At 64.2% G+C, this 21,978-nt stretch carries 23 protein-coding genes; 12 read left to right on the top strand and 11 right to left on the bottom strand.

The window, feature by feature from the left end; genetic code table 11:
- Positions 1-125 precede the first annotated feature (125 nt).
- Together QCE62_RS31500 and QCE62_RS31495 are read left to right on the top strand one after the other, a co-directional pair.
- Positions 126-1,328, top strand: a complete 1,203-nt coding sequence (locus QCE62_RS31500) for an ammonium transporter (protein WP_309926634.1) — start codon at positions 126-128, stop codon at positions 1,326-1,328.
- A gap of 178 nt (positions 1,329-1,506) precedes the next feature.
- Positions 1,507-3,720, top strand: a complete 2,214-nt coding sequence (locus tag QCE62_RS31495) for an ATP-binding protein (RefSeq protein ID WP_309926632.1) — start codon at positions 1,507-1,509, stop codon at positions 3,718-3,720.
- Positions 3,721-3,726: 6 nt separating this feature from the next.
- On the opposite strand, the gene QCE62_RS31490 is transcribed toward QCE62_RS31495, so the two are convergent.
- From QCE62_RS31490 to QCE62_RS31480, 3 genes are all read right to left on the bottom strand, one after another.
- Complete coding sequence (locus QCE62_RS31490) at positions 3,727-4,197, bottom strand: hypothetical protein (protein WP_309926630.1); 471 nt, start codon at positions 4,195-4,197, stop codon at positions 3,727-3,729.
- On the bottom strand, positions 4,198-5,475 hold the full coding sequence (locus QCE62_RS31485) for a sorbosone dehydrogenase family protein (RefSeq protein WP_309927534.1): 1,278 nt from the start codon (positions 5,473-5,475) through the stop codon (positions 4,198-4,200).
- Positions 5,476-5,567: 92 nt separating this feature from the next.
- Positions 5,568-5,735, bottom strand: coding sequence for a hypothetical protein (locus QCE62_RS31480; protein ID WP_309820549.1), 168 nt, complete (start codon positions 5,733-5,735; stop codon positions 5,568-5,570).
- A gap of 159 nt (positions 5,736-5,894) precedes the next feature.
- On the opposite strand from QCE62_RS31480, the gene QCE62_RS31475 reads away from it, so the two are divergent.
- Positions 5,895-6,062 (top strand): hypothetical protein, encoded by a 168-nt coding sequence (locus QCE62_RS31475; protein ID WP_309926628.1) that lies wholly within the window; start codon positions 5,895-5,897, stop codon positions 6,060-6,062.
- Between the two features lie 42 nt (positions 6,063-6,104).
- Here the strand turns inward: QCE62_RS31475 and QCE62_RS31470 are convergent, their stop codons facing one another.
- The 6 genes from QCE62_RS31470 to ehuB all read right to left on the bottom strand — a co-directional run bounded on the left by QCE62_RS31470 (position 6,105) and on the right by ehuB (position 11,289).
- Positions 6,105-6,497: a DUF3175 domain-containing protein gene (locus QCE62_RS31470; RefSeq protein WP_309926626.1), complete on the bottom strand. Its 393-nt coding sequence runs from the start codon at positions 6,495-6,497 to the stop codon at positions 6,105-6,107.
- Between the two features lie 23 nt (positions 6,498-6,520).
- The gene (locus QCE62_RS31465) at positions 6,521-8,083 is read right to left on the bottom strand and encodes an FAD-dependent oxidoreductase (protein ID WP_309926625.1); all 1,563 of its coding nucleotides are present in this window, start codon (positions 8,081-8,083) and stop codon (positions 6,521-6,523) included.
- Between the two features lie 81 nt (positions 8,084-8,164).
- Positions 8,165-9,019 (bottom strand): ectoine/hydroxyectoine ABC transporter ATP-binding protein EhuA, encoded by an 855-nt coding sequence (ehuA, locus tag QCE62_RS31460; RefSeq protein ID WP_409017949.1) that lies wholly within the window; start codon positions 9,017-9,019, stop codon positions 8,165-8,167.
- Complete coding sequence (gene ehuD / locus QCE62_RS31455) at positions 9,016-9,684, bottom strand: ectoine/hydroxyectoine ABC transporter permease subunit EhuD (protein ID WP_309926624.1); 669 nt, start codon at positions 9,682-9,684, stop codon at positions 9,016-9,018. Before ehuD ends, ehuA begins: the two co-directional genes overlap by 4 nt.
- Positions 9,681-10,373: an ectoine/hydroxyectoine ABC transporter permease subunit EhuC gene (gene ehuC / locus QCE62_RS31450; RefSeq protein ID WP_309926623.1), complete on the bottom strand. Its 693-nt coding sequence runs from the start codon at positions 10,371-10,373 to the stop codon at positions 9,681-9,683. The genes ehuD and ehuC overlap by 4 nt, the downstream gene beginning before the upstream one ends.
- 61 nt (positions 10,374-10,434) lie before the next feature.
- The gene (gene ehuB / locus QCE62_RS31445) at positions 10,435-11,289 is read right to left on the bottom strand and encodes an ectoine/hydroxyectoine ABC transporter substrate-binding protein EhuB (protein WP_309926621.1); all 855 of its coding nucleotides are present in this window, start codon (positions 11,287-11,289) and stop codon (positions 10,435-10,437) included.
- A gap of 232 nt (positions 11,290-11,521) precedes the next feature.
- On the opposite strand from ehuB, the gene QCE62_RS31440 reads away from it, so the two are divergent.
- The 9 genes from QCE62_RS31440 to QCE62_RS31400 all read left to right on the top strand — a co-directional run bounded on the left by QCE62_RS31440 (position 11,522) and on the right by QCE62_RS31400 (position 21,137).
- A complete protein-coding gene (locus tag QCE62_RS31440; RefSeq protein ID WP_309926620.1) occupies positions 11,522-12,919 on the top strand; it encodes a PLP-dependent aminotransferase family protein in 1,398 nt (465 codons plus the stop codon).
- Positions 12,920-12,999: 80 nt separating this feature from the next.
- Entirely contained in the window at positions 13,000-13,965 is a 966-nt protein-coding gene (gene eutB, locus QCE62_RS31435) for a hydroxyectoine utilization dehydratase EutB (RefSeq protein ID WP_309926619.1), read from the top strand.
- Between the two features lie 12 nt (positions 13,966-13,977).
- Entirely contained in the window at positions 13,978-14,973 is a 996-nt protein-coding gene (locus QCE62_RS31430; RefSeq protein WP_409017960.1) for a cyclodeaminase, read from the top strand.
- 11 nt (positions 14,974-14,984) lie between these two features.
- The gene (doeA, locus tag QCE62_RS31425) at positions 14,985-16,202 is read left to right on the top strand and encodes an ectoine hydrolase DoeA (protein WP_309926616.1); all 1,218 of its coding nucleotides are present in this window, start codon (positions 14,985-14,987) and stop codon (positions 16,200-16,202) included.
- Positions 16,203-16,205: 3 nt separating this feature from the next.
- Positions 16,206-17,231: a N(2)-acetyl-L-2,4-diaminobutanoate deacetylase DoeB gene (doeB, locus tag QCE62_RS31420; RefSeq protein ID WP_309926614.1), complete on the top strand. Its 1,026-nt coding sequence runs from the start codon at positions 16,206-16,208 to the stop codon at positions 17,229-17,231.
- Between the two features lie 4 nt (positions 17,232-17,235).
- Complete coding sequence (locus QCE62_RS31415) at positions 17,236-17,715, top strand: Lrp/AsnC family transcriptional regulator (RefSeq protein ID WP_309927530.1); 480 nt, start codon at positions 17,236-17,238, stop codon at positions 17,713-17,715.
- 164 nt (positions 17,716-17,879) lie between these two features.
- Entirely contained in the window at positions 17,880-19,358 is a 1,479-nt protein-coding gene (locus tag QCE62_RS31410) for an NAD-dependent succinate-semialdehyde dehydrogenase (RefSeq protein ID WP_309926613.1), read from the top strand.
- Between the two features lie 37 nt (positions 19,359-19,395).
- A complete protein-coding gene (locus tag QCE62_RS31405; protein WP_309926611.1) occupies positions 19,396-20,814 on the top strand; it encodes an aspartate aminotransferase family protein in 1,419 nt (472 codons plus the stop codon).
- Between the two features lie 89 nt (positions 20,815-20,903).
- Positions 20,904-21,137 carry a hypothetical protein gene (locus QCE62_RS31400; RefSeq protein ID WP_309926608.1) on the top strand — a complete coding sequence of 78 codons (234 nt, stop codon included), beginning with the start codon at positions 20,904-20,906 and terminating at the stop codon, positions 21,135-21,137.
- Between the two features lie 69 nt (positions 21,138-21,206).
- Here QCE62_RS31400 and pqqA read toward each other — a convergent pair whose 3' ends face one another.
- Positions 21,207-21,281: a pyrroloquinoline quinone precursor peptide PqqA gene (pqqA, locus tag QCE62_RS31395; RefSeq protein WP_008353049.1), complete on the bottom strand. Its 75-nt coding sequence runs from the start codon at positions 21,279-21,281 to the stop codon at positions 21,207-21,209.
- A gap of 376 nt (positions 21,282-21,657) precedes the next feature.
- The gene (locus QCE62_RS31390; protein WP_309926606.1) at positions 21,658-21,891 is read right to left on the bottom strand and encodes a DUF2795 domain-containing protein; all 234 of its coding nucleotides are present in this window, start codon (positions 21,889-21,891) and stop codon (positions 21,658-21,660) included.
- Between the last annotated feature and the right edge of the window lie 87 nt (positions 21,892-21,978).

The following is a 21,978-nucleotide window of genomic DNA, read 5'->3' as shown; positions in this document are numbered from 1 at the left end:
CGCGGCGCACGCCGCACCACCTTGTTCGCCTGTGGGCCAAACGTACGCACCGCTTCGATGCCTCATGCGCCAACTTGGCCCGGAACTTGCAAATTGAGCGCCTTTCGTCAATCGACCGCTCGACCATGCAGGCACTTCAGTCCGGAACCAACACACTTTTTCTGCTGCTTGGCGCCGCGATGGTGCTTGCGATGCATGCGGGCTTCGCGTTCCTCGAACTCGGCACGGTCCGCCGCGAGAATCAGGTCAACGCGCTGGTCAAGATCCTGGTGGACTTCGCCGTCTCGACGCTCGCTTACTTCTTCATCGGCTACAACATCGCGTACGGCGTGCAGTTCATGCATGGCGCCGATATCCTCGCCGAGCACAACGGCTATGCGCTCGTGCGCTTCTTCTTCCTGCTGACCTTCGCAGCGGCGATTCCGGCGATCGTCTCCGGCGGCATCGCCGAGCGCTCCAAGTTCAATCCGCAGCTTTTCGCGACCTGCGTGATCGTCGGCTTCCTGTATCCGCTGCTCGAGGGCATGGCGTGGAACGAGCGCTTTGGCATCCAGGCCTGGCTCACGCAGGCCTTCGGCGCACCGTTTCACGACTTCGCGGGTTCCGTGGTCGTGCATGCGTTCGGCGGCTGGGTGGCCTTGCCTGCGGTCGTGCTGCTCGGGCCGCGTCATGGGCGTTATCACAAGGACGGGCGCATCGCCGCGCATCCGCCCTCGTCGATTCCCTTCCTGGCACTGGGCGCATGGGTGCTGGCGGTCGGCTGGTTCGGCTTCAACGTGATGAGCGCGCAGACGGTCGACAAGATCAGCGGCCTCGTCGCGGTCAACTCGCTGATGGCGATGGTCGGCGGCACGCTCGCCGCCTGGTTCGCAGGCCGCAACGATCCGGGCTTCACCTATAACGGACCGCTCGCGGGCCTGGTCGCGGTGTGCGCGGGCTCGGACCTGATGCATCCCCTCGGCGCGCTGATCGTGGGCGCGGTCGCGGGCGTGCTGTTCGTGCAGATGTTCACCTGCGTGCAGAACCGCTGGCGCATCGACGACGTGCTCGGCGTGTGGCCGCTGCATGGCATGTGCGGCGCGTGGGGCGGCATCGCGGCGGGCATTTTCGGGCAGAAGGTGTTCGGCGGCATTGGCGGCGTGTCGATCTTCTCGCAGGTGATCGGCACGGTGGGCGCGGTGGCGCTCGCGCTGGCCGGCGGCACGGCCGTCTATGGGGCGATCAAGCTGACCGTGGGCCTGCGGCTGGATCGCGAGGAAGAGTTCAATGGCGCCGATCTGGCCATCCATCGCATCTCGGCGACGCCGGAGCGGGATCTGGCGGGCTGACTGGCCGTTCCAGCCGTTGCGGTCTTTGCGCCTGTGACGCGACTCAACACAGGCGCGCCGATTGACGGGTCTCGGGCATTGACAGAGAATGCCCCGCCCGGCGTCTTTCAGGATCTTGTGCCGTCCCGAGCGCGCGCCGGTTACGATATACCGGTCGACATCCCCGGAGGCGCAACGCTTGGACTCCACCGAGACCGCGACATACGATCTGCCGCTGCCCGCACGCAATTTCGCTTCGACGCGAAAGATGCTGCTGCGCGTGCTGGCTGCGTCGATCGTCATTCCGCTGGCATGCCTGGCCCTGTATGGTTACTACGACCTGCAGCGCCGCTTTTCCGACGCGGAAGACTTCACCGAGCGCCTGACGCGCGTGGCGGACGAGCATGCGCTGAAGGTCATCGACCTGAACCAGCAACTCGAAACCCGTATCGTCGATCTGCTCGGCGACAGCAACGACGACGCCATTCGCGGCCGCGAGGCCTCGCTTCATCACACGCTCGACGAGATGGACAGCACGCTCGCGCAGATCGCGGCCATCTCCGTGTTCGGCGAGCATGGCAATCTGCTCGCGAACAGCCGCTATTTCCCGGCGCCGCCCGTCTCGATCGCCGAGCGCGACGACTTCCAGTCCGCGCGTTCCGTCGCGCCGGTCACGTACTTCTCCTTGCCCCTGCGCGGCAAGGTGGCGCGTTCGGATGTCTTCACAACCACGATGGGCCGCATTGCCAGCAATGGGCGCTTCCTTGGCGTGGTGTCGATCGCGGTGAAGCGGGGCTACTTCGTCGACTTCTATCACGAGCTGGTCGGCGGCGATCAGGCAGTTGTGGTGGGCCTGTACCGGCGCGACGGCGGCATTCTCGCGCGCTATCCCGCCAAGCCCGACGACGCCGAGCCCGCCGCCAACACGCCCTTTACGAACGCCTTCCGCAATAACGAGCTGTATGGCCGCATGCGCGTGGAGTCGAGCGTCGATCACGTCGAACGGCTGTTGGCCTTCCGGCGCGTGGGCGATTATCCGCTCTATGTCGCGGTGGGCTACGCGGTCTCCGCGATCTACGGGAACTGGCTTCACGGCCTCGCGCTCGCGGCGGCGGCCGCGCTGGGGCCGTGCATCGCCGTCTGGCTGCTGATCCTGTTCTCCATTCGCCGGCTGAACGCCGAACAGGCCGCGTGGGAACGCTGGCGCGCGGAGGTGGCGACGCGACTGTCCATCGAGGCGTCGAGCCGACAGCTGCGGCGCATGGGGGCGCTCGGCAACCTCGTCGCCAATGTCGCGCACGACTTCAATAACCTGCTGATGGTGGTGGCGTCGAACATGGAGCTGGCGCGGCGCAAGCACTTCAACGGCGTCGAGCCGGAGGTGCTGGCGGTGGAGCGCGCGACTTCCGGGGCCGAATCGCTGGCGCGGCGCCTGATGAGCGTTGCGCGCAAGCAGCCGCTCAAGCAGGAACTGATCGAGCCGGCGGCGTGGTTGCGCAATCTGCTCGGGCTTGTGAAGACCTCCGTGCATCCGTCGGTGTCGGTGACGCTGGAACTGTCGCCCGACTTGTGGTGCGTGACGGCCGATCCGGTGGAACTGGAACTGGCGCTCGTGAACGTCGCGGTCAACGCCAGCGAGGCGATGCCGCACGGCGGGCGCGTGCTGATCCGCTGCCAGAACGCGCGCGTGCGGGGTGCCGAAACCGATATCCCCGATGGCGAGTATCTGCTCATCTCGATCACGGACAACGGCGAAGGCATGAACGAGCAGACGCTGCGGCGCGCCTTCGAGCCCCTCTTCACGACGAAAGTCCGCGGCATGGGCACGGGCCTCGGCCTGGTGCAGGTGCTGGCGGCCTGCGAGCAGGCCGGGGGCACCGCGCGCATCACCAGCGTGGCGGGATCGGGGACGACGGTCCGGCTGTATCTGCCGCGGCATCATGGGCCGGCGCCGGTGACGTCGAAGGCCTACATGCCGCCGGAGACCGAGATCGAACCGCTGCTGCCCGCGGCCCGCTCGACCACTGACGCCAACGACGAAGCGCATCCGCTGCGCGGCACGTCGGTGCTGCTGGTCGAGGACAACCAGGATGTGGCGGCGGGCGTGTTGGCCGTACTCGAAGTGTTCGGCTGCGCGGTGCATCACGAGGACAGCGCCGATGGCGCCTTCGCGCTGCTGGGCGAAGGCTACGCTTTCGATCTCGTGCTGACCGACGTGCAGATGCCGGGCCGCATGAACGGCATCGACCTGGCCGAGCAGATCACGAAGCGGCTGCCGGCGCAGAAGCTGATCCTGATGACCGGCTACGCCGACGAACTTGAACGCGCGAAGCATCTCGGCGTGCCGATTCTCGCGAAGCCGTTCGACATGGACGATCTGCTCGAACTGATTGCGCCGGGCGTGGCGCATTGAATGGGCTTACTTGTTATGACTCGGCACCGAGCGCGCGCCGACTAGCGGATTGAAGCCGGCTCGCTTCGGAGAAGGCTCGGTTTTCTTCGCTGCACGGGTTGACGAACGCGTGCCGTCGCCGCCCAATTGGCTCAACAGGTCTTCGTCGTCGGGCGCGTCTTCGGCTGGGTCCGTAGGTGATGACGCGCCCGCGAGATGCTCGACCACCGAGATGAAGTCCTTGCGCGCCGTCTTCAGCGCGCGTCCCGGCATCATCACGATGACCACTGCTTCGTGCACGCCATGGCCGTCCACGGTGCGCAGCGTGCCGTTCTCGTTCCAGTCGATACCGCTCTCCGCGTAAGCCGCGACGAGATGATGCAGCACGGCGGGCGACATCACGCCGGCATCGTAGAGCCCGACGATCTGCCGCTCCGCAAGCGCGAACAGGCTGCCCGGCCCGCGCGCGGGTTTGGTCTTTGGCTTGCGCGCGGCCACTTACTGCGGCTTCCCGGCGGGCGCGACGCGCCACACGGCGTTGCCGACATCGTCGGCGACGAGGAGGCCGCCCGCATGATCCACCGCCACGCCGACGGGCCGTCCGCGCGCATGGCCATCCGACGAAAGAAAGCCGGTGAGGATGTCTTCCGGCGGTCCCGAGGGCTTGCCGTCCTGGAAGGGCACGAAGACGACCTTGTAGCCGCTGCGGGGCTTGCGGTTCCACGAGCCATGCTGGCCGATGAACGCGCCATTGCGATAGCGCTCGGGGAAGGCGCTGCCGTCGTAGAACGTCAGGCCGAGCGACGCGGTGTGCGCGCCGAGCGCGTAGTCGGGGAGGATCGCGGACTGCACGAGGTCCACGCGCTGCGGCTTCACGCGGTCGTCGACATGCTGGCCGTAATAGCTGTAGGGCCAGCCATAGAACGCGCCGTCCTTCACCGAGGTGAGATAGTCGGGCACGAGTTCGTTGCCCAGTTCGTCGCGCTCGTTTACGACCGTCCACAGCGCGCCGCTTTGCGGCTGCCATGACATGCCGTTAGGGTTGCGCAAACCGGTGGCGAACGGCCGCGCCTGCTTCGTCGCGATGTCCACTTCCATGATCTGCGCCCGGCCGTTCTCGGCATCGATGCCGTTTTCCGCCGCGTTGCTGTTCGAGCCGACGGTCACATAGAGCTTCTTGCCGTCGCGGCTTGCAATGATGTTCTTGGTCCAGTGATGATTGATCTCGCCGGCGGGCAGATCCATGAACTTCTCGCCCGGCGTGGTGATCTGCGTCATGCCGGGCTCGTACTTGAAGCGCATGATCGCGTCGGTGTCCGCGACGTACAGTTCGTCGCCGATGAGCGCCATGCCGAACGGCGAATGCAGCTTGTCGATGAACACGGTCCGCGTGTCGGCGATGCCGTCGCCGTTGGTATCGCGCAGCAACACGATGCGGTCCGGGCTCGCGACGCCCGCGCCCGCGCGCTTCTGCACCTTCTTCATCACGAAGCCCTTGATGCCGGCGTTTTCGTCGTGTTGCGCGGGCGCATTGCTTTCCGCGACGAGCACGTCGCCATTGGGCAGCGTGGCGATCCAGCGCGGGTGATCGAGCTTGGTGGCGAACGGCGTCACCTGGAAACCCTGTGCGGCGTCCGGCTGCTCGCCGGCTTGCCACGGCTTCGCCGGAGCGATGTTCACGGTCGGCATCAAGCCCTTGTGCGGTGCGGGCAATTCGGGATCGGGACCGAAGCCGGCGGCGTAGCCTGCCGCGAAGGCGCTGCCGCAAGCGAGCATCGACAGGCTGGCTGCAACGCGCACGAGTTGTTTCGATGTTTTCTTCAAGCTTGACTCCTGTGGTGTGACGAGCGGAGGTTCCGCCGATCCGCTCAGCCGCCGCCGATGCCCTGTGTCACCTTGCCGGTGCCGCCGCAGGTAGCGCACTCCGAACCGTCGAGCTTGCCGGTGCCGTTGCAGTCCGGACACAGATCCTCGCCTGAGCCGGGCGCGCCGGCTTCGGCTTCATCGCCGGGATTGAGAGGAGGTTGCTGGGCCATCGCTGTCTCCTTGGCTGAATGCGTGCAGGCTGGATCGCCCGCGCATGCATGTGCACAGCGAGCAAGCGACGTTCCTCGTCGTGTCGGGTATGCGCGATGCTGACCCGTGGGCGGCCTTCGAGTCGCACCGGTGTTTCAGTTCAAAGCGGAGGAGGGAACATGAGCGACAAGCAGAAGCAAATGGGCAATCAGCCGTCGGACCCGTCACAGCAACAGCACGGCCAGCCTGAGCCGCCGCCCGCACAACCGCAGCAGGACAATCAGAGTGGCCAGCGTCAGCAGAACCAGCCATTGCCTCAGCATCAGGGCGGGCAGCGTCAACCTTGAGCCATTCAAGGCGCGCGGTTCCGTGTCACCCGGAATCGCGCCTCAAGGTTTGCGCCCGAACGCCTCGCGCAGCCGCTTTTTCGCACGTTCCAGCGTGCTCTTGCGCGACTTCGGCAGATTGCGTCCCGCGCGGTTGATATAAAAGTTAAGCATCGACATGGCCGACTGGAACGGCGACCCCTTGCGGCGTGTGCTGTGCGTGGAGGAGCGCTTCAGCGAATCGGCGATTTCCTGTGCATTGCCGGTCTTGAAGATGTCGCGCTGGATATCCATCGCGTCGCTTGTCTCCATGACGTGATGCGACCAGCGGTGTGTCGAGCGCGCGGGCTTCTTGCGGGCGGTGGCAAGGGAATGACGCTGGCGCGTGCTCGGACGCTTGCTGCTGCTGGATTTGCGCTTCGGCGACTTGGTGGATTTCCCGGCTGTAGTGGCCATGTCTCGTTCCTCGATTCCTCAAGTCAGCCGTGCGCGATGCGTCGCGCCTGTTCCAGCGTGAGCGGTTCGCGCATCGCTTCGGCGAGCCGGCAAACGGCGGCATCGTACTCGCAGGCCACCACCGCGCCCACTTGCGAATCCTTCATCAGGAAGGCGATGAAGTGCTGGGCGTCGAGGTCGCCGTCGATCTCGACGCTGTCCGGTTCCGACACGTGTCCGAGATAGTCGAAGGTCTTGTCGTAGTGGAAGGTCCAGAAATACGGCACGCCCGCATAGTCGCGCGGTTGTCCCGCCATGTTGTACGCGGCGACGCGCGCATGCTGCTGCGCGACACGCCAGTGCTCGATACGCACGGACTGCCCCGAGCGCGGCAGCGGAAACTGCGCGATATCGCCTGCGGCATAGAGGTGGGGCGCGGCGAGCATCGTGGTATTGACGGTAAGGCTGCCGTCCTCGTTGCGCGCGACGCCTGTCAGGAACTGCGTCGCGGGCGCGACGCCGGTTCCCGCGATGACGATGTCGGCGGCAATTTTCTCGCCGGAGTCGAGCATCACTTCGCGCACCGCATTGCCGCCCACGAGCGAACTCACGCGCGCGTTCATGTGAAACGCCACGCCGTTCTTCTCATGCAGTTTCCGGAACATGTCGCCGATGCGCTCGCCGAACTGCTTCGCGAAGGGCACCTTGCCGGGCGCGACCACGGTAACGTCCACGCCGCGCTTCCTCAGGCATGAAGCCGCTTCCAGTCCGATGAAGCTCGCTCCCACGATCACTGCACGCTTGTGTCCTTCGAGCGAGGCCAGGATGGCGCGTGCATCGTCACGTGTGCGCAGCAAGTGCACATGTCCGAGATTCGCGCCGGGCATGGTCAGCGGCTTGGGCGTGCCGCCTGTGCAGATGAGCGCGGTGTCGTAGTCGAGCTTCTTGCCGTCGACGAAATCCGCGTGCCGCGCGCGGGCGTCCAGATGCATGACGTCCGACTCGATGCGGTCGATGTCATGTTTCTCGAAGAAATCCGCGTCGAGCAGGGGCGGCACGTCGTCCGGCGGCATGTCGCCGGCGAGCGTGAACTTGCTCAGCGACGTGCGATCGTAGGGCTCGCGCGCGTCGCCGCCTGCCAGAACCACGCGGCCGTCGAAACCGGCTTCGCGAAGCGCGGCGCATGCAGCGGCGCCCGCCGCGCCCGCGCCGACGACCAGCATCGTCCTCGCATTCGTCTGCGCTTTCGATGCGAACTCTTCGCTATCGACGGCGGGCAGTGCAATATAAACGTCGCCGTCGTTGACGGTGGTCTCGTAGCGAGTCAGCGCCTTGAGCGCAGGCGGTTCGACGAGACTGCCGTCGCGTACCTCGAAGGTGCCCTTGTGCCATGGACAGACGATGCGCCCGTTGCAGATCGCGCCTTCATCGAGCGGCCCGCCCGCGTGCGGACATTCGGCCGTATAGGCGCGAATGTCGTCGCCGTCGCGCACGAGCAGAATGGGCGTTTCCTTCGCGTCCGGCTCATTGCCCTTGATGCACACGCGCTTGCCGCGTTCGGCGGAGACCTCTGCGGCACGCGCAACCTTATGCTGAATGGGGGACATCGCACTCTCCAGTAGCTTCGAACATCAAAGCACGTTTTGCGTCTGGAGAGCGCGAAGCAATTCGCGGACCGCGCGGCCTTGTCAAAGCGCTTCGGTCACCGCACGCAGGAACTGCCGTGTGCGCTCATGCTGGGGCGCTGAGAAGAACTGCTGCGGCGGCGCCTGTTCGATGATCTTGCCTTGCGAGAAAAAGCACACGCGATCGGCGAATTCCTTGGCGAAGCCCATCTGGTGCGTGACCATCAGCATGGTCAGGTTGTGCTCCTCGCCGAGGCGGCGGATGACGTTGAGCACTTCGCCGCACAGTTCGGGATCGAGCGCCGACGTCACTTCATCGAACAACATGACTTGCGGGCGCATGGCGAGCGCGCGTGCAATCGCCACGCGCTGTTGCTGACCGCCCGACAACTGCGACGGATAGTGATCGTTCTTGTCCGCGAGTCCGACCAGCGAGAGCAGTTCGCGGGCGCGTTCGGTGGCTTCCTTCTTCGAGAGGCCAAGCACGCTCATCGGCGCTTCGATGGTGTTCGCGAGCGCCGTCATGTGCGGGAACAGGTTGAAGCTCTGGAACACCATGCCGATCTTGCTGCGCACCTGCCGCACATGGCGCGGCGATGCAGCGACGAGCGCGCCGCCGCGCCGTTCATGCGTGAGCGGCTCGCCGTCCACTTCGATGACGCCGTCGGTGAGCGGATCGAGCGTCATCAGCACGCGCAGCAGCGTGGACTTGCCCGAGCCGCTCGGCCCGATGATCGCTACTTTCTCGTTGCGCGCGACATCGAGATCGAGACCGTCCAGCACGGTCAGCGCGCCATAGCGTTTGGTCACGTTGCGAAAGCGCACCATCGGTGCGTTCGCGCGGGCATCGGCGGCGGCGCCGAGCGCGGGATCGAGATCGCGTTTCATCTGCTGCTCCTGAAGGTGGGTTGCGGTCATGGCAGCCTCACGCGCCGTTCCAGATGACGCACGCCCGAGGCGAACGTCACGCTGATGATGAGGAAGAAGATCCCGGTCATCGTGATCGGTTCGAGATAGCGGAACGTTTCGGAGCCAAGGTTCTTGGCCTGCTGCATCAGTTCGACCACCGTGATGGCCGACAGCACCGGCGTGTCCTTGAACATGGCGACCAGGTAGTTGCCGAGCGCGGGAATCACCGGGCGAATCGCCTGCGGCAGGATCACGCCGGTATAGGTGCGCCACGGCGAAAGCGACAGCGCGCACGAGGCTTCCCATTGACCGCGCGCCACGCCGTTGAGACCCGCGCGATAGACCTCGGACACATAGCACGCGTAATGCACCGCGATGCCGATGGTGCCCGCCGTCAGCGCGGACATCGTGAGCCCGTAGAGCGGCGCGACGTAGAACAGCACGTACACCTGGATCAGCAGCGGCGTGCTGCGGATGAATTCGATGAACAGCGCCGTGGGCCGCGACACGGCGGCGATCTCGCTGCGCCGCAGGATCGCGAGCACGAGACCCAGCACGAGGGCGATGGCGAAGCCAACCAGCGTGATGCCGATGGTGTAGGTGGCCGCGCGCGCCAGTTCGGGCAGGATCTGCAGCGCGTACTTGACATCGAAGAGCTGTCCGAGCGCATTCATGATGCCGCTCCCGGAAGCGCACGCGCCGGCTTGCGAACGGCCACATGACTGCTGACGCGGCGCTCGAAGCCGCGCATCACGGAGACGATGATCTGTGCGAGCACGAAGTAGATGAGCAGCGTGAGGCCGAAGATCTCGGCTGTCTTGAAGGTTGCTTCGTCGAGCTGGCGCGCGCGGAACGTCAGGTCCGAGAGCGTGATCAGCGAGACGAGTGAGGTGCCCTTGAGCAATTCGATCATCAGGTTGGTCGCGGGCGGTAGGGCATTGATCATCGCCTGCGGGAGGATGATGCGACGCAGCCGCGCCGTTGCCGGCATGTTCAGCGCGAGCGCCGCTTCATACTGGCCGCCGGGCACCGAGCGCAGCGCGCCGCGCAGGATCTCCGAGCCATACGCGCCGTAGTGCAGCCCCAGCCCGACGATGGCCACCGTGAACGGCGACAGCTTCAGGTCGAAGGGCGGCAGCGGCAACACGAAGAACAGCCAGAACAGCTGCACCAGCAGCGAGGTGCCGCGAAACACTTCCACATAGGCATTGCCGGCCCAGCGCACGAGGCGATAGGGCGCGGCGCGCAACGCAGTAGCGACGCTCGCCATGAAGATGGCCAGGAGGATGCTGATCACGGCAATCTGCATCGTGACGAGCGTGCCCTTCCACAACAGGGGCAGGAGCTCATTGAGGTCACTCATGACGATGGTCCTCGCGAGTGGATGAAACGCTGTGAATTGCCGTAACGAGACGCGAAGCGCTTCAGCCCGCGCACAGCTCCGGTGCTTTCTTCGTCGTCAGGTTGGACTTGTCGAAACCGAACGGCCCCACGGTCTTCAGATGATCGTCCGTGCCGAGCCATTGATGCAGTTCCTTGTTGACCGCATCGCGCAGGTCCGTGTCTTCCGGACGGAACGCGAGCGCGCCATAGCCCGTGTGCTTCGGATCGTCGTTGAACTGGCTCACCGCTTCGACTTGCGGCCCGCCTTTCGATGCCAGGCCTTTCATGGTCAGCGACGTGCCCACGGCGGCATCGGCGCGGCGTGCCCGCACCGCCTGCAATTGCGCGGTGGTGTCCGGAACCTGGAGGATCTGATCGTCCTTGATGCCGGCCTGACGCGCGTAGCCGAGTTCGGCGGTGCCGGCCATGATTGCGAGCTTCGTATCGGGTTGCTTCGCGACATCGGCATAGCTGTGCAGCTTCTTCGGGTTGTCCTTCATCGTCAGCAGCGTGTCGGGGATCTGGTATTGCGGATCGGCGAACGCAACCTGCTTGCAGCGCTCCGGCGTGATGTACATGCCTGCCGCGATGACGTCGAAGCGGCCGGCCTTGAGGCCCGGAATCAAGGCGCCCCATTCGGTCAGGACCGCATCGACCTTGTTCACGCCGAGCTTGGCGAAGACCTTCTTCGCGATCTCCGGCGACTCCCCGGTCACGGTGCCGTCAGCCGTCGTGTAGGCAAAGGGCGTTTCGTTGGCGTAGCCGATGCGCACCTCGCCGGTGCGCTGAATGCGCTGCAAGGTGGTTTCCGCGCTCGCGCTCGTGGCAAAGGAGGCCAGGCATGCCGCTGTGACACACGCCGCTGCCAGCAATCCAGACAGTCGCTTCGTCTTCATATCGTTCCCGTAGTGGTGGTTCTTCAAGCGTGGTCGGAGAAGGGCGTTCATGTGGAAGTTCGTGGAAACCCTTGCTGCAGAGGTCTCAAAGGCATTCGCCGCGCAGCCACGAACGCAGAATACAAAGCCATATATTTGTTCCGATTGCTCTAGGACAATTATTTTCGGGTGCGCTTTTGCGCCACTATTGCGCATGACGATGCTTGGGCAACCTGGATAAAAGGAACAGCGTGTGAACCAACGATGGCGCGACGCCGTGCGTACCGTGCAGGGCGTGCAGTCCAAGTACAAGCGGCTGGTGAAGGCGATGGCCGCGGACATCGAAAGCGGTGCGCTGGCATCGGGCGAACGTCTGCCGCCGCAGCGCGAGGTCGCCGCTGATCTTTCAATCAGCGTGCAGACCGTGACCAACGCCTACAAGGAACTGGAGCGCCAAGGCCTGATCCGCTGCGAAGTGGGGCGCGGCAGCTTCGTCGCGGCGCGCGTGACCGAGACCATGTCCAACTACATGCTCGACACCGCCGAACGCTCGGTCGTCGACTTCTCGATTGCGCGCATCGTGCATACGCCCGAGCACGATGCGATGTGGCGCAAGGTCTGCGCAACGCTCTCGACCATCGAGGACCAGCCGTGGATACGCGCGTTCCGGCCTATCGCGGGCTTCGAGAATCATCGCCAGGCGGGGGTGGAATGGCTTGCCTCGCTCAACATGCCGGCGCACGTGGATACCTTGCTGGTCACGAACGGCGTGGCGCACAGCATCTTTCTGGCGCTGGCGTCGATTGTCGGACCCGGCGACACGGTCCTGTGCGAAAGCCTCACAGATCACGGCGTGATCGGCTCGGCGAACGTGCTGGGATTCACGCTCAAGGGTCTGGAACTCGATGAACACGGCATCCGTCCGGAGCACTTCGAGGAGATGTGCGACAGCGAGCGCGTGAGCGCGCTGGTCTGCACGCCGACGCTCAACAACCCCACCGTCGCGATGATGCCGGACTCGCGCCGCCGCGCCATTGCGCGGATTGCCGAGCGCTATGGCGTGTATGTGATCGAGGACGATGTCTACGGCGCGTTGCCCGCGAAGACGCAAACGCCCATCGCGAGCCTGATTCCGGAGCTGGCGTTCTACTGCACGAGCATGACGAAGTCGGTGCTGAGCGGGCTGCGCACGGGCTTCATGACGGTGCCGCGGCGGCTTGCGTTGCGCGCCGAAAGCGTGTTGCGTGTGAGCTGCTGGATGGCGACTTCGCCGATTGCCGAAGTCACCGCGCGCTGGATCACGGACGGCACCGCGGCGCGGCTCGTGCAGATCCAGCGCGAACGTCTGGCGGCGCGGCAGGGCGTGGTGCGCGAAGTTCTCGGCGACTATGTGCTGGGCAGTCATCCGAATGCGCTGTCCGTGTGGTTGCGCGTGCCCGACGAATGGGAAGCGGAGCGCATTACGCGTGAACTGCGCAATCGCAATATCGCGGTGACTTCGCCCGATCCGTTCCTCGTGCGCGGCGCGGTGCGGCCCAATGCCGTGCGTCTGTGCGTGGGCGCGGAAGTCGGCGAGAGCACGTTCCGCACGGCCATCGAGACGATGCGCGAGGTGTTCGGCCAGTTCCCGCACGTGCATGACTTCAACTAAATGAACTAGGACAATCGAAAAGGATTTTTTAGGACATTAGACTGGTTTGCATCGAAGCTCGCCATGCAAGCCGGATTCACATGTCCTCACTCACGCTCGCCGATATCTACCGCGCCCGTCAGCGCATCGAAGGACGCGCGATCGCTACGCCGCTGGTTCATTCGATCAGCTTGTCGCGTATCGCGGGCGTGCCGGTTCATCTGAAGCTCGAAACGCTGCAACCCACCGGCAGCTTCAAGCTGCGCGGCGCGACCAACGCGCTGGCCCAGGTGGCCGAAGCAGGCGGCACGCGCGTGGTGACGGCATCGACGGGCAATCATGGGCGTGCCGTCGCGCATGCCGCACGCGAACTCGGCATGGAAGCCGCCGTCTGCATGTCATCGCTCGTGCCGAAGAACAAGGTCGAAGCGGTGGCCGCACTCGGTGCGCGCGTCGTGATCTCGGGCAAGAGCCAGGACGATGCGCAACGCGAAGCGCAACGTCTGGTGCGCGAGGAAGGCTATGTGTTCGTGCCGCCTTTCGATGACCCGCGAGTGATTGCCGGGCAAGCCACCATCGGCCTTGAAATTCTCGAAACCTTGCCCGACGCGGCGAGCATCGTCGTGCCGCTGTCAGGCGGCGGGCTGTTCAGCGGCGTGGCCTTCGCGGCAAAGAACATTCGACCTGAAACAAAGCTGATCGGCGTCTCGATGGAACGCGGCGCGGCCATGCATGCGAGCCTCGCGGCGGGCGAACCGGTCTTCGTCGATGAACTCGAAACGCTCGCCGATTCGCTCGGCGGCGGCATCGGCCTCGATAACCGGCATACCTTCGCGATGACGCGCGCATTGATCGATGACGTCGTGCTGCTCGATGAAATGTCGATTGCGCGCGGCATCGTCCATGCATATCGCGAAGAACGGCTCGTCGTGGAGGGCGCGGCGGCGGTCGGCATCGCGGCGTTGCTCGACGGCGTCGTGCCGGTGCGGGGCGGGCCGATTGTCATCGTCGTCAGCGGCAGCAACATCGATATCGAAACGCATCGCCGTCTGATTGGAGCCGCCTGAATCATGTCTGCCATTGATCGATCCACCGTGCTGCTCGGGCAGGCGCAATTGCGAAAGCTCGTGCCGCTCGATCTCGACGCCATCGGGCAGGTCGAAGCCGCGTTCCGTTCGCTTGCGACGGAAGCCGTTGCGATGCCGCCCATCCTGCGCCTCGACATTCCCGAACATGCCGGCGAAGTCGATGTGAAGACTGCTTATCTGCCGCGCTTTTCGAGCTTTGCGATCAAGGTGAGTCCGGGCTTCTTCAACAATCCGTCGCTCGGGCTGGCGAGTCTCAACGGCCTGATGCTGGTGTTGTCGGCGCAGACGGGTCTTACCGAGGCGGTGCTGCTCGACAACGGTTATCTCACTGCCGTGCGCACTGCGGCGGCCGGCGCGGTGGCCGCGCGCTGGCTTGCGCGCCGCGATGCGAAGCGCGTGGCGATCATCGGCGCGGGCGAGCAGGCGCGTCTGCAATTACAGGCCTTGCGGATGGTGCGTGAGATCGAACACGTCACCGTGTGGGCACGCGATACGGAGAACGCCAGGCGTTTCGCACGCGATTGCGCGGACCTGCCGTGCGAGGTCGCGGCCAGCGTGCATGACGCGCTGAAACACGCGGATATCGCTGTCACCACGACGCCGTCGCGCGAGCCACTGATCCATGCGTGCGATCTTCATCCGGGCCTGCATATCACCGCGATGGGCTCGGACGCCGAGCACAAGAACGAACTCGCGCCGGACGTATTCAGGCACGCGCGCTATGTGTGCGACCGCTTGCAGCAGGTGCGCGTGCTGGGCGAACTGCAACACGCGATCCAGGCGGGCGTGATCGGCGCCGATGCAAGCTTCGCGGAACTGGGGCAGGTGATCGCGCAACAGGCGCCCGGCCGCACGAACGACGACGAAGTGACCGTGTGCGACCTGACCGGCACGGGCGCGCAGGACACGGCGATTGCGACGCTTGCGCTGCAGCGTGCGCGTGCATCGCAGGCAGGGACCATTTTCCACAACGATGTGACCGCTTGACAGAGGGGACGATGTCCGAGATCACGCAAGAGAAACAAGGCATGACGCCCGTGGTACGCCTGCCGTTCGAGCGCAGCGAGTATGACGCGCGCATCGCGAAGACGCGGCGCGCCATGGAGCAGGCGGGCATCGATCTGCTGATCGTGACCGATCCGACCAACATGAGCTGGCTCACCGGCTATGACGGCTGGTCGTTCTACGTGCATCAGTGCGTGCTGCTGGCGATGGACGGCGAACCCGTGTGGTATGGGCGCGGCCAGGATGCGAACGGCGCGAAACGCACGGTGTTCATGGCGCATGACAATATCGTCGGCTACCCGGATCACTACGTGCAGTCGACCGTGCGCCATCCGATGGACTACCTGTGCGCCGAAGTCATCGCCGCGCGCGGCTGGGATGGCAAGCGCATCGGCGTGGAGATGGACAACTACTACTTCAGCGCGAAGGCCTATGCGTCGCTGACGCAGCACTTGCCGAAGGCGCGCCTCGTCGATGCCACCGCGCTCGTCAACTGGCAGCGCGCGGTGAAGTCGGCGCGCGAGATCGAATACATGCGGGTGGCGGCGCGCATCGTCGAGAAGATGCATGCGCGCATTCTCGATGCGGTCGAGCCCGGCATGAAGAAGAGCGATCTCGTCGCGCAGATCTATGAAGCGGGCATCACGGGGGTCGAAGGGTATGGCGGCGACTATCCGGCTATCGTGCCGCTGCTGCCCACGGGATCGGACGCAGCGGCGCCGCATCTGACGTGGGACGACTCGGTCTTCACCGCGAACGCCGGCACCTTCTTCGAGATCGCCGGCTGCTTCAGGCGCTATCACTGCCCGCTGTCGCGCACGGTATATCTGGGCCGTCCGCCGCAGCATTTCATCGAAGGCGAGAAGGCGGTGGTCGAAGGGATCGAAGCGGGCCTTGCGATGGCGAAGCCGGGCAACCGCACGGAGGACATTGCGAACGCGTTCTTCGCGGTGTTGAAGCGCTTCGGCATCGAGAAGGACAGCCGCTGCGGCTATCCGATCGGCGCGAGCTATCCGCCCGACTGGGGCGAGCGCACCATGAGCCTGCGTCCCGGGGACAAGACCGTCCTCGAACCCGGCATGACGTTTCACTTCATGCCGGGGCTGTGGCTCGACGACTGGGGCCTCGAAATCACGGAGAGCATCCTGATTACGGACACCGGCGTCGAGACCTTCTGCAATACGCCTCGCAAACTGTTCGTGAAGGAGTAGCGAATGCGCGCGTCACCGATCAGCCCGACCGTCGATTTCGACGCCGACGGCGTTCAGCACGGCTTCCTCAAGCTGCCGTATTCGCGCGACGATTCCGCATGGGGCGCGGTGATGATTCCCATCACCGTGATTCGTCGCGGCGACGGACCCACGGCGCTGCTCACGGGCGGCAATCACGGCGATGAATACGAAGGGCCGATCGCGCTGGCGAAACTGGCTTCGACGCTGCGCGCAGAGGACGTGAACGGCCGCGTGATCATCGTGCCGTTCATGAACTACCCGGCGTTCCGAGCAGGCACGCGCACCTCGCCGGTCGATGCAGGCAACCTGAACCGCAGCTTTCCCGGCAAGCCCGACGGCACGGTGACGGAGAAGATCGCGGACTACTTCCAGCGTCATCTGCTGCCGCTCGCCGATTTCGTGCTCGACATTCATGCGGGCGGCCGCACGCTCGACTTCCTGCCGTTCGCGGCCATTCACGTGCTGAACGACGCAACCCAGCAGTCGCGTTGCGAAGCCGCGATGCGTGCGTTTTGCGCGCCGTATTCGATGCGCATGCTCGAACTCGACAGCATCGGTCTCTATGACAGCGCCGCCGAGGATGCGGGCAAGGTGTTCGTGTCCACCGAACTGGGCGGCGGCGGGACCTCCACGGCGCAGAGCGTGGCGATCGCCGAGCGTGGCGTGCATGGCTTTCTTGCGTATGCGGGCATCGTGGAGAAAGCGCCGGCACAGGCGGGCGAGGTGCGTACCACGACGCTGCTCGACATGCCCGATGGCTCCTGCTATACGACGAGCGAGCACAGCGGCCTGCTCGAAATGTGCCGTGATCTCGGCGAACCGGTGAAGGCGGGCGACGTGCTCGCGCGCGTGCATGACATCGCGCGGACCGGCGCGGCGCCGTTCGAATACCGGGCGAAGCGCGACGGCCTGCTCGCGGCGCGTCATTTCCCGGGCCTCGTGCAGACCGGCGACACCGTGGCGGTGCTCGCGGATGTGATCGAGCGCAACCTTCCTGCGGGTGTGTGACTTGATCAAGATCGACCGCTACGACCTCGCCATCCTGCGCATTCTTGCGCGGGATGGGCGCATTACCAAGTCGCGTCTGGCGGAAGAGGTCAACCTGTCGATATCTCCCGCATGGGAACGCGTGAAGAAGCTCGAAGAGAGCAGGCTCGTGCGCGGCTATCGCGCGGACATCGACTGGGCGGCGGCGTTCAAGGGCAGCCGGATTGTCGTTGAAGTGACGCTGTCGCGGCACACGGCGCAGGACATGCGGCGCTTCGAAGAGCGCGTCAATGCGGCGCCGGAGATCGTGCAGTGCTATGCGACCGGCGGCGGTGTGGACTATGTGCTGCATGTCGTGTCGCGCGACATCGATCACTATCAGCGCTTCATTGATTCGCTGCTGGTCGAGGAGCTCGGGATTGAACGGTACTTCACGTATATCGTCACCAAGGTCGTCAAGAACAGCGCGGAAGGTCCGCCGGAATGGGCCGACGATGCGCTTTGAATCGAATACACGCGGCACGCGAAAAACCTCATGCAGCGGTTCCCGTGAACAGAAAAAACACCACGCGTGCCGCGCCATAACGAAAAATTCACGACGCGCATGAAGCTTAAAGTGAATGCATCGGATCACTTCAACCAATGCACGCTTTGAGCAAGGAGACAACCATGCTGCTCGGTCATCCCGTTCTCTTCAAATCGCTTTGCTATATCGACGGCCGCTGGGTTCACAGTGACAGCGCCGCGTCGATCGCGGTGAACAATCCCGCGGATCAAAAGGTCATCGGCCATGTGCCGATGCTCGACCGGGCGCAGATCACCGGCGCAGTCGATGCCGCCGATCGCGCGTTTCAGTCGTGGCGCTGGATGCCGCAACAGAAGCGTAGCGCGCTGTTGCTGCGCTGGCATGAACTCATTGTGCGTCATCTGCCGGATCTCGCCGGCATTCTTTCGCTGGAACAGGGCAAGCCGCTCGCGGAAGCGAAGGGCGAGATCGCCTATGCCGCGAGTTTCATCGAATGGTTCGCCAACGAAGCGAAGCGGCTTGCAGGCCGCACGATTCCAACGCATATCGACGGCGCGCATCTCGGCACGGTCATGGAGCCGGTCGGCGTTGCCGCGCTCATCACGCCGTGGAATTTCCCGGCCGCGATGATCACGCGCAAGGCCGCCGCCGCGCTCGCGGCAGGTTGCACGGTCGTGGTCAAGCCCGCGCACGAGACGCCTTTCTCGGCCATCGCACTGGCGCAACTCGCGGAAGAAGCGGGCTTTCCGCCGGGCGTGTTCAACGTCGTGCTCGGCGAGCCGCAGATGGGCATGGAAGCGCTCGTCGGCGACAAGCGCGTGCGGACCGTCAGCTTCACCGGCTCGACGCGCGTCGGTGCGCTGGTGGCGCAGACGGCGGCTGCATCGGGCATCAAGAAGCTCGCGCTCGAACTGGGCGGCAACGCGCCGTTCATCGTGACGGAAGACGCCGACCTGGATCAGGCGGTGCGGGTCGCAGTGGGTGCGAAGTTCCAGACCTCCGGACAGGATTGCTGCGCGGCGAACCGCATGCTCGTGGCGCGGCCGCTTTACGAGGCATTCGTCGAACGTTACTCGGCGGCGGTGCGGGCGCTCAGAGTGGGCAGCGCATTCGAAGCGGACGTGGATGTCGGCCCGTTGATGCATCAGGCCGCGTTCGACGCCACGGTGGCACGCGTGGAAGACGCGAAAGCGCGAGGCGCACGCGTGACGGCGGGCGGTCGGCCGCATGCGCTCGGTGGCTGGTTCTACGAACCGACCGTGGTCGCGGATGCCCAACCGGGCATGCGCATCTATGACGAAGAGAACTTCGCGCCGATCTCCGCAATTTCCCCGTTCGATACGCTCGATGAAGCCGTCTCACGCGCCAACGATACCGAGTACGGCCTCGCCGCCTACGTCTGCGCGACGCGCATCGACACCATCTTCCAGCTCGTGCGACGGCTCGACTTCGCGATGGTCTCGGTCAACGGCGTGAAGTTCACCGGCGCGCCGATTCCCTTCGGCGGGATGAAGTCATCGGGACTCGGCCGGGAAGGCGGGGCGGAAGGCTTCGAGCCTTTCGTCGAAACGAAATACTTTTGCCTCGGCAATCTCGGCCTGCCGCTTACGACCGCGGCCTGAAGCATTACCCGGATAACTTCGAATCAAGGAGAAGCACATGACCCAGCAGAATCAATCGCTCGACCAGCTGTTCGCGGAAGACCGCGCTCACTTCATGCACCCGTCCACGCATGCGCACGATCACGCGAGCGGCGCGCTGCCCGGCAAGATCGTCACCGGCGCGAAGGGCATTCGCATCCAGGATCATCAGGGAAAAAGCTATATCGATGCGTTCGCAGGTCTCTATTGCGTGAACATCGGCTATGGTCGCACCGAGGTGGCCGAGGCCATCTATGAGCAGGCGAAGAAGCTCGCGTATTACCACACCTATGTCGGTCATTCGACCGATGCGATCATCGAACTGTCGTCGCGCATCATCGACTGGTCGCCCGAGGGCATGAAGAAGGTGTATTACGGCATGTCCGGATCGGATGCCAACGAAACGCAGATCAAGATCGTCTGGTATTACAACAATGTGCTCGGGCGTCCGAACAAGAAGAAGATCATCTCGCGCGAGCGCGGTTATCACGGCTCCGGCATCGTGACCGGGAGCCTGACGGGTCTCGCGAGCTTTCATCAGAACTTCGACCTGCCCATCGAGCGGGTCAAGCACACGGTCTGTCCGCACTGGTATCGCAAGGCGCCGGCCGGCATGAGCGAAGCGCAGTTCACGGGGTACTGTGTCGAGGAACTCGAAAAGCTGATTGCGAAGGAGGGCGCGGACACCATCGCCGCCTTCATCGCCGAACCGGTGATGGGCACGGGCGGCATCATCGCGCCGCCGCAAGGCTACTGGGAGGCCATTCAGGACGTGCTGCGCAAGCACGACATCCTGTTGATCTCCGACGAAGTCGTGTGCGGTTTTGGCCGCCTGGGCTCGAAGATGGGCGCGCAGCACTTCGGCATCAAGCCGGACCTGATCACGGTCGCGAAGGGGCTGACGAGCGCGTATGCGCCGTTGTCGGGCGTGATCGTCGGCGAGAAGGTGTGGGATGTGATCGAGAAGGGCTCGCGCGAATTCGGCCCGATGGGTCATGGCTGGACCTATTCGGGACATCCGATCTGCGCCGCCGCCGCGATTGCCAATCTGGACATCCTGCAGCGCGAAAACCTCACGCAGAATGCCGCCGATGTCGGCGCATATCTTCAGCAGCAATTGCATGCGGCGTTCGATGCGCATCCGCTGGTCGGGGAAGTGCGCGGCGCGGGCATGCTGGCGGCACTGGAGTTCATGGCCGACAAGGAAGAGCGCAAGCCCTTCGATGCGAGCTTGAAGGTAGGGCCGAAAGTGTCGGCTGCGGCGCTCGAGCGTGGCGTGATTGCGCGGGCGATGCCGCATGGCGACATCCTCGGCTTTGCGCCGCCGCTTGTGACGACGCGCGACGAGGTGGACGAGATCGTCGGCATCGTGAAACAGGCGGTGGATGCTGTTTCGAACGAGGTGATTGGTTCGGCGTTGTCTACGCAGGCGATCTGAGATCTGAGGCTTGCTTTGGTGGTATGAGTTTGTATGGGAACGCGGGTTGCTCGCTTCGTCCTCCATCAGACTTTGAAAGGAGAATGAAGATGAGCGAGAACGAAGAGAAGCGGCATCAGCAGCCGACTTCCGCACCGCATCCGAACGCGGCGGAAATTGAGCCGGAAAACAGGCGTCTGGATCAACATCCGCATCAGACGGCGGAAGTGCCTTATGGATCTGGCAATCAACCGGAGATCGCGGGTCATGGCGGGCTGGATCCGGAACCCGCCGCGAAGCCTGGGTCCGCTGAGCGGCATACTGAATCCATACCGCGTAAATAAGCCCGTCATCTCGACGGCATCAAAGCAAAACGGCCACTTGCGTGGCCGTTTTGTCATTCAGGTTCCGACTTAACGCGTGGCAATGTACATCGTAATTTCAAAGCCGAAGCGCATATCGGTGAAACTCGGCGTTTCCCACTTCATAGAGCCTCCTTGTGCAACTGGTCTGGCCTGGCGGTTGCCGGGGCCATTGCGCGGTTCCACTCTTGCCAGGCGCCGTGCATGCCGCGCACCCCAGGTCGACGCACTTTTGATGCTAACGCGACTTTGAGGCTGAAACGATTGGAATTTGCGCAGGCATCCATTTAAATTTTTTATAGAGGGCGAGGCGGATTTCCAGCGTCGTCAGGGATTGCGTCTGTTTTGTCAGGATTCTTTTCGAGCGCTTCACCGGGCTTCGGGATTACCCTATCTACATCTTGCTTGTCGATATTGCTTAGATTATTGCCGCCTGGTGTGCGCGGCGCTTCATGCGGACGATTTTCTGCCATTACGGTTTCCTCTATGCAGTCCGTGAAGATCACTCGACGCGCGTAGCTTCGCGCAACACTGCGTCCTCGCTGTCGAAGTTGCGGTCGTTCATCCGGTTGAGCACGGCCATGACTTCACCGTCGGCGCCATTGCTTGTCGCAAGCGCCAGTAGCTTCTCCTTGCCCAGCGGATAGGCTGCGCCTTTCAGGGCACGCGCGATTTCGTCGGGGCGCGGTTCATCGGGATGCCGATGATTTTGCGCATGCGCCGGATGTTGTGCCATGGTTCACCTCCAGGTTCATCTGCCGAAACCTCCTTGTCGCAGCAACGGTCGTTCCCGTCTTGCAGGAGCGCTTGATGCTTGTCGAAA

This window comes from Caballeronia sp. LZ033 (assembly GCF_031451265.1).
Taxonomy (GTDB): domain Bacteria; phylum Pseudomonadota; class Gammaproteobacteria; order Burkholderiales; family Burkholderiaceae; genus Caballeronia.
This window is presented reverse-complemented; position numbering and strand designations above follow the sequence as displayed.

What these genes read in the sequence shown, in the direction of transcription:
- QCE62_RS31500 (WP_309926634.1), top strand. Translation starts at nt 126, where the DNA reads ATGCAGGCACTTCAGTCCGGAACCAACACACTTTTTCTGCTGCTTGGC.
- QCE62_RS31485 (WP_309927534.1), bottom strand. Translation starts at nt 5,475, where the DNA reads ATGCTCGCTTGCGGCAGCGCCTTCGCGGCAGGCTACGCCGCCGGCTTC.
- QCE62_RS31480 (WP_309820549.1), bottom strand. Translation starts at nt 5,735, where the DNA reads ATGGCCCAGCAACCTCCTCTCAATCCCGGCGATGAAGCCGAAGCCGGC.
- QCE62_RS31475 (WP_309926628.1), top strand. Translation starts at nt 5,895, where the DNA reads ATGAGCGACAAGCAGAAGCAAATGGGCAATCAGCCGTCGGACCCGTCA.
- QCE62_RS31470 (WP_309926626.1), bottom strand. Translation starts at nt 6,497, where the DNA reads ATGGCCACTACAGCCGGGAAATCCACCAAGTCGCCGAAGCGCAAATCC.
- QCE62_RS31465 (WP_309926625.1), bottom strand. Translation starts at nt 8,083, where the DNA reads ATGTCCCCCATTCAGCATAAGGTTGCGCGTGCCGCAGAGGTCTCCGCC.
- ehuA (WP_409017949.1), bottom strand. Translation starts at nt 9,019, where the DNA reads ATGACCGCAACCCACCTTCAGGAGCAGCAGATGAAACGCGATCTCGAT.
- ehuD (WP_309926624.1), bottom strand. Translation starts at nt 9,684, where the DNA reads ATGAATGCGCTCGGACAGCTCTTCGATGTCAAGTACGCGCTGCAGATC.
- ehuC (WP_309926623.1), bottom strand. Translation starts at nt 10,373, where the DNA reads ATGAGTGACCTCAATGAGCTCCTGCCCCTGTTGTGGAAGGGCACGCTC.
- ehuB (WP_309926621.1), bottom strand. Translation starts at nt 11,289, where the DNA reads ATGAAGACGAAGCGACTGTCTGGATTGCTGGCAGCGGCGTGTGTCACA.
- eutB (WP_309926619.1), top strand. Translation starts at nt 13,000, where the DNA reads ATGTCCTCACTCACGCTCGCCGATATCTACCGCGCCCGTCAGCGCATC.
- doeA (WP_309926616.1), top strand. Translation starts at nt 14,985, where the DNA reads ATGTCCGAGATCACGCAAGAGAAACAAGGCATGACGCCCGTGGTACGC.
- doeB (WP_309926614.1), top strand. Translation starts at nt 16,206, where the DNA reads ATGCGCGCGTCACCGATCAGCCCGACCGTCGATTTCGACGCCGACGGC.
- QCE62_RS31410 (WP_309926613.1), top strand. Translation starts at nt 17,880, where the DNA reads ATGCTGCTCGGTCATCCCGTTCTCTTCAAATCGCTTTGCTATATCGAC.
- QCE62_RS31405 (WP_309926611.1), top strand. Translation starts at nt 19,396, where the DNA reads ATGACCCAGCAGAATCAATCGCTCGACCAGCTGTTCGCGGAAGACCGC.
- QCE62_RS31400 (WP_309926608.1), top strand. Translation starts at nt 20,904, where the DNA reads ATGAGCGAGAACGAAGAGAAGCGGCATCAGCAGCCGACTTCCGCACCG.
- QCE62_RS31390 (WP_309926606.1), bottom strand. Translation starts at nt 21,891, where the DNA reads ATGGCACAACATCCGGCGCATGCGCAAAATCATCGGCATCCCGATGAA.